Annotated in this window: 4 protein-coding genes; all 4 read left to right on the top strand. The window is 68.4% G+C overall.

The annotated features are described in order from the left end of the window. Window positions 1-1,752 (top strand): discoidin domain-containing protein (locus tag Q7P21_RS18540; protein WP_304178960.1); only part of this gene is annotated, 1,752 nt, incomplete at its 5' end. 175 nt (window positions 1,753-1,927) lie between these two features. After that, window positions 1,928-3,541 carry a methyl-accepting chemotaxis protein gene (locus Q7P21_RS18545; protein ID WP_304178989.1) on the top strand — a complete coding sequence of 538 codons (1,614 nt, stop codon included), beginning with the start codon at window positions 1,928-1,930 and terminating at the stop codon, window positions 3,539-3,541. A 112-nt stretch (window positions 3,542-3,653) separates the two neighbouring features. Next, on the top strand, window positions 3,654-4,970 hold the full coding sequence (locus Q7P21_RS18550) for a tetratricopeptide repeat protein (RefSeq protein ID WP_304179001.1): 1,317 nt from the start codon (window positions 3,654-3,656) through the stop codon (window positions 4,968-4,970). 333 nt (window positions 4,971-5,303) lie between these two features. Beyond that, on the top strand, window positions 5,304-6,474 hold a 1,171-nt coding region (locus tag Q7P21_RS18555), incomplete at its 3' end, for a phosphoenolpyruvate carboxykinase (GTP) (RefSeq protein ID WP_304179012.1).

A 6,474-nucleotide genomic window follows, 5' to 3' on the forward strand; every position in this document is an offset into this window, starting at 1 on the left:
TGGGGCTACAAGCTGCCGCGCCGGGGCGACACCGTCGATAACGCCAACAATGTCGACTATTCCCGGCTGACCGATGGCGACCCGGCCACCTTCTGGAAATCCAACCCCTATCTCGATCCCAGCTACACCGGGGAGGCCCAGGCCCGGCCGCAGTGGCTGACCCTGACTCTCGACGCGCCGGCCCAGGTCGACGGGGGCGAGATCGACTGGGGCGAACCCTATGCGGTCCGCTACGAGGTCCAGTACTGGTCCTCGCTCAGCGACTATGACCCGGCCGGCCGTTGGGTGACTTTCCCGACGGGCGCGATCTCCGACGGCGCCGGCGGCCATGTCCGGCTCAGGCTGGGCGCGGCGCCAGGGCCGGTGCGCTACCTGCGCATCCTGCTGCAAACGGCGTCGGGCACGACCGCCCCCGGGGCGACCGATCCTCGCGACCGTATGGGTTATGCCGTGCGCGAGGTGGGTTTTGGCCGCTGGGGCGCGGACGACGCGTTCCAGGACGTGGTCCGCCATGCCGCATCGCATCTTGGCCAGACCTCGACCCACGTCTCCTCAACCGACCCCTGGCACCGGGCGGTCGACCGGGACCCGAACCTTGAGCAGGCCGGCTTCGATCGGGTGTTCGCCAGCGGCCTGACCAACGGCCTGCCAATGCTGACCCCGGTCGCGGTGCTGTTCGGCGCGCCGGAGGACGCCGCCGCCGAGGTCCGATTCCTAAAGGGCCGTGGCTATCCGATCCGTCAGCTGGAGCTCGGCGAGGAGCCGGACGGCCAGTACGGCGACCCGCGCGACTATGGCGCGCTCTATCTGCAGGCGGCCCGGGCGATCCGGGCCGTGGATCCCACGCTGAAACTGGGAGGCCCCAGCCTGCAGAGCGGCTTCACCGCCAGCTACATGTCGCCCGAGGTCGACCGGTCCTGGGCGCGGGGATTCCTCAGCTATCTCGCTGGGCGAGACGCGCTGAAGGAGCTGCAGTTCCTGTCCTTCGAACACTATCCCTTTGACGACATCTGCGGCGACACCTTCGGCAAGCTGCGCGCCCAGACCGGCATGATGTCCGACGTGATCCGGCGACTGCGGAGCGAGGCGGCTCCAGCCCTGCCGCCCCTGGTGATCAGCGAATACGGCTTCTCCGCCTTTTCCGGCCGGGCGATGTCGGAGCTGCCCAGCGCGCTCCTGATGGCGGATATCGTGGGCCAGTTCCTCAGCGAGGGCGGACAGACGGCCTATCTGTTCGGCTATCCGCCCAATGTGCCGATCAACCAGCACCAGGCCTGCGCCGGCTATGGCAACATGATGCTGTTCCAGGCCGACGCCGACGGCCAGGCCAAGGACCCGATGCCGTCCTATTTCACCGCCCGCATGCTGTCGGGCGACTGGATGCAAGCGGGCGGACGACCCCATCGGCTCTATGCCGTCACGGTTGAGGGTGGGGAGGGCGCTGTCACCGCCTATGCCCTGACCCGGCCCGATGGTCGGATCGGTGTCCTGCTGGTCAACCGCGACCCGACGGCGGCGGCCCGGGTGACGCTCGCCGCCGTGACCACGCTGGGGCGAGAGGCCAGGCCGCTCACGGGGCCGGGGAAGGTCATACAGTACTCTCCGGTCCAATATAGCTGGGTGTCGGACGGCCCGAACAGTCATCCGGGGCTCGATCTGCCGCCCACCCGGCGATCCCTGGGGCGGAGCCTCGGGCCGATGGTTCTGCCTGCCAGTTCCATCACCGTGATGGTCGGCGCCCCACCGCGATGAGATGAGCCAAAGGGGTGTTTCCCAACCGAGGCATGCCGCCGGTCTCGCACGGTTCGGCGGATCCTCTGCGACGGATCGTCAACCAGTCGGAAACCATATCAGCACAGAATCTGCCTCAGAATGCTTCCGTTCCGCCAAGCGCTTGAGGCGGGCTGCCGGTAGGCCTGAGGGTTTCATGTTCAAGACCATCGACGATCAACGCCGGTTCGGAAATCGCGTCCTGGGAACCGTGCTGTGGGTCCTGGTTTTGGCGACGATTGTCTCCGCCCTGCTGCTCAAGGGCCCCTGGCTTGGCCTGGGCGTCGGGGCCGCGGTGCTGGCGGGGGGCGCGTCCATGCTCTGCGCGGGCGACCAGCAGGGCGCGGCCGGCCGCATGGCGGTGGCTGCGGCGATGATGGGCATTGTCTCATTGCTGGTGGCGGCCTTCCGGGGGAACGCCTGGCAGATCGACATGCACATGGCCTATTTCGCCGCCCTCGCGGCCCTGGTGATCTATTGCGACTGGCGGGTGATCCTGGCCGGCGCGGCCGTCGTCGCCGTCCACCACCTGACGCTCAGCTTCCTGCTGCCGGCGGCGGTGTTCCCTGGCGCGGCGGGGCTTGGCCGGGTGCTGGTCCACGCGGTGATCCTGATCGCCGAGGCCGCCGTGCTGATGTGGATCTCGCAGAGCATCGTCGGCATGTTCGCCGTCTCCGACGCCGCTGTGCGTCGCGCCGAGGACGCCCTGGCCCTGGCCCAGGACTCCATGGCCAAGGTCGAGGCCGCTCGCGCCGCCGAGGAGGAAGCCTCCCTGGCTCGCGCCCGCCTGCAGTCGACGGTCGACGAGGAACGCGCCCTGGTCACCGAGACCCTGGCCCAGGGTCTGGAGCGCCTGGCTGGCGGCGACCTGTCCCATCGCCTCGATAAGACCTTCGCCCCGCAGTTCGAGAAGCTGCGCCGCGACTACAACAACGCCATCGGCAAGCTGGAAGAGACCATCGGCTCGATCAAGGGCTCGACCGACAGCATGCATGGGGCGGTGGCCGAGCTGAACCAGGCCGCCTCGGCCCTGTCGCGCCGCACGGAGAACCAGGCCGCCAGCCTGGAAGAAACCGCCGCCGCCCTGGATCAGATCACCGCGACGATCAGCCAGTCCGCCGCCAACGCCAAGCGCGCCGCCCAGGTGGTCGTCACCACCCGCCACGGCGCCCAGGAGAGCAATCAGGTGGTGGCCGACGCCGTCGCCGCCATGAGTGAGATCGAGGCGTCTTCCAGCCAGATCGGCCAGATCATCGGCGTCATCGACGAGATCGCCTTCCAGACCAACCTGCTGGCCCTGAACGCCGGCGTCGAGGCCGCCCGCGCCGGCGAGGCCGGCAAGGGCTTCGCCGTGGTCGCCTCCGAAGTGCGGGCGCTCGCCCAGCGTTCGGCGGAAGCGGCCAAGGAGATCAAGAACCTCATCCAGACCTCCGGCAGCCAGGTCGGCGCCGGCGTGCAACTGGTCGGCAAGACCGGTGAGGCCCTGCGCATCATCGCCGGCCAGGTGGCGGAGATCGACGAACTGGTCGCCAATATCGCCGCCTCCGCACAGGAGCAGTCGCTCGGCCTGGCCCAGATCAACGGCGCCATCAACCAGATGGATCAGGCGACCCAGCAGAACGCCGCCATGGTCGAGGAATCCACAGCCGCCACCCAGTCCGTGGCCCACGAGGCGGAGGCCCTGGCCGAGGCGACTTCCCAGTTCCGCCTCAGCGGCGCGGTCAGCAACATCAGCGCCGCCCGCCGACCGGGCCTGCGCCGGGCGTCCTGACCCGCGCCTGATCCCGCCAAGCCCGCGCGAGCCCGGATGGCGCTGGCCGCCGATGGGTCCCGGCGATAATACGGGCTCAGACTCCCGGTGTCGGGGCGGCAGGAGCTAAGGGATGGCGCATTTGGATCGCGGCGGCTTGCCGCTGTCGACGGGGTCGGATGTGGCTGCGGCGCGCTATCGCGAGGGCGTAGACCTCATGCTGGCGGCTTGGACCGGAAGCACGGAGGCGCTGGATCGCGCAATCGCCGCTGATCCGGACTTCGCCTTGGCCATCGCCGCCCGCGCCCGGGCGCACACCCTGGCCTCGGAGCCCGCCAAGGCCAGGGCCGCGATCGATCAGGCCGAGCGCCTGGTGACGCAGGCTGGGACGGACCGGGAGCGGAGCCATGTCGAGGTCCTGGCCCTGGCGACTCGCGGCGACGCCAAGTCCGCCTTGGAGCGGGCGCTGGTCCATCTGGACGCCTGGCCGCGCGACGCCTTCATCCTGTCCCTGCCGCTGGGCGCCTTTGGCCTGTTCGCCTTCTCCGGCATGGCGGACCACACCCAGGCGGGGGTCGATCTCTGTGAGCGAGTGGCCGCTCACTATGGGACGGATTGGTGGTTCTTGACGGCTCTGGGCTGGTCGCACACCGAGAACACCAATGTGGCGCACGGCCGGCGCCTGACCGAGCAGGGCTTGGCCCTGCGCCCGGACAACGCTCATGCGGTTCACGGGCTGGCCCACGCCCTGTTTGAACAGGGCGCGGGGCAAGAGGCCGACGCCCTGATCACGGCGTGGCTGCCGGGATATGATCGGTCCGGATTGCTCCACGGTCATATTTCCTGGCACCAGGCCCTTGTCGCCCTGGAAGCTGGCGATGTGGAGCGTGCGCTTGGGCTCTATACGCGTGGGGTCCGCCCGGCGACCAGCGCCGCCATGCCGATCAATGTCGTCAGCGATTGCGCCTCGTTCCTTTGGCGGGTCGACGCCTACGGCCAGGCGGCGCCGCGACCCCTGTGGGACGAGCTGGCCGACTACGCGATGACGGTGTTTCCCAATGGCGGTTTCGCCTTCATCGACGTCCACATGGCGATGATCGCCGCGGCCAACGGCGACGCGGCGGGCCTGGAGAAGCGGATCGAGACCGTCAACCAGCACCTGGCCAGCGGCAGGTTCCCGGCGGGTCCGGTCGTGCCGGCCATCTGTCGGGCCCTGCCAGCCTTCGCCCAGGGCGACTATGGACGCTGCGCCGCCTTGCTGGAGCCGGTGGCGCAGGACGTGGTCCGAATTGGCGGAAGTCACGCCCAGCGTGAGGTCATCGAGGACACTCTGCTCCAGGCGTGGCTGCGAAGCGGTGAGACCGCAAAAGGGCGAGCCCTGTTGGACGCTCGCCTCCATCGCCGCCCCTCGGTGCGGGACGAGCAATGGCGCGCGGGTCTGGCGGCATAGGGGCGGCGGCGCTGGTCTCGACGGTTCGATCGCCGACGACGCGTGCAGTGCACAACTAGCCGAAAGCCTTACCGCACGCCGTTCTTGTCCCTATGAGGCGCGAACAAGCTTCGCGGGCGCCGTAACGTTAATGTAGAGGCGGCTGGACCTCGTGAATTCACCATATACTGTCTGCAACTTGGCCGGATGCTGGATCTGACAGCAGAAAATTGCGGAAGGTAACCGGTTTCCTAACGGTTTTTTCCTTGCGCGGGCTCGCCATTTTCCACGCGGGTCACTATGCGGTGGGGTTCCGGGTCCGGCGGTGTCCGGCGTCACCAAGGAGTTCCGAGCTTGTTCCAGGCCACGTCGATTCCGGGTCTTCGTCCTGCGCCGACCAAACACGCCAAGTTGGTCCAGTGGGTGGAAGAGATCGCCGCCCTGACCCAGCCGGATCAGGTCTGGTGGTGTGACGGCTCCGACGCTGAATGGGACGCGCTGACCAAGGACCTGGTCGCGAGCGGGACTCTGAAGCCGCTGAACCCTGAGAAGCGCCCGAACTCGTTCTTCGCGGCCTCCGATCCGCGCGACGTGGCCCGAGTAGAAAGCCGCACCTTCATCTGCTCGGAACATCCGGACGACGCCGGCCCGACCAACAACTGGCTCGACCCCACCGAGATGCGGGCCGATCTGTCGGACCTGTTCAAGGGCTGTATGAAGGGCCGCACGATGTATGTCGTGCCGTTCAGCATGGGACCGCTGGGCTCCAAGATCAGCCAGCTGGGCGTCGAGATCACCGACAGCGCCTATGTGGCGATCTCGATGCGGGTCATGACCCGCATGGGCAAGGGCGCCCTGGATCAGATCGGCGAGGACGGCTTCTTCGTGCCGGCCGTTCACTCGGTGGGCATGCCGCTGGCCGATGGCCAGGCCGACGTCGCCTGGCCCTGCAACGAGATCAAGTACATCGTCCATTTCCCCGAGAGCCGGGAGATCTGGTCCTATGGCTCCGGCTATGGCGGCAACGCGCTGTTGGGCAAGAAGTGCTTCGCCCTGCGCATCGCCTCGGTCATGGCCCGCGATGAGGGCTGGTTCGCCGAGCACATGCTGATCCTCAAGCTGACCTCGCCTCAGGGCGCGGTGCGCTATGTGGCGGCCGCCTTCCCCAGCGCCTGCGGCAAGACCAACATGGCCATGCTGCAGCCGACCATCCCGGGCTGGAAGGCCGAGACCATCGGCGACGACATCTGCTGGATGCGCTTCGGCGAGGACGGCCGCCTCTACGCCATCAATCCCGAGGCCGGCTTCTTCGGCGTCGCGCCCGGCACTGGCCGCGGCACCAACATCAACGCCATCGAGGCGCTGCACTCCAACTGCGTCTTCACCAACGTCGCCCTGACCGACGACGGCGACGTCTGGTGGGAGGGGCTCACGGAAGTTCCGCCGGCAGGCCTGGTGGACTGGAAGGGCAATGCCTGGGAGCCCGGCGGCGATCCCGCCGCCCACCCCAACGCCCGCTTCGCCG

The organism is Phenylobacterium aquaticum (assembly GCF_947378715.1).
GTDB classification, from domain to species: domain Bacteria; phylum Pseudomonadota; class Alphaproteobacteria; order Caulobacterales; family Caulobacteraceae; genus Phenylobacterium; species Phenylobacterium aquaticum_A.

Coding starts and splice junctions, on each gene's coding strand:
- Q7P21_RS18545 (WP_304178989.1), top strand. CDS start 1,928: ATGTTCAAGACCATCGACGATCAACGCCGGTTCGGAAATCGCGTCCTG.
- Q7P21_RS18550 (WP_304179001.1), top strand. CDS start 3,654: ATGGCGCATTTGGATCGCGGCGGCTTGCCGCTGTCGACGGGGTCGGAT.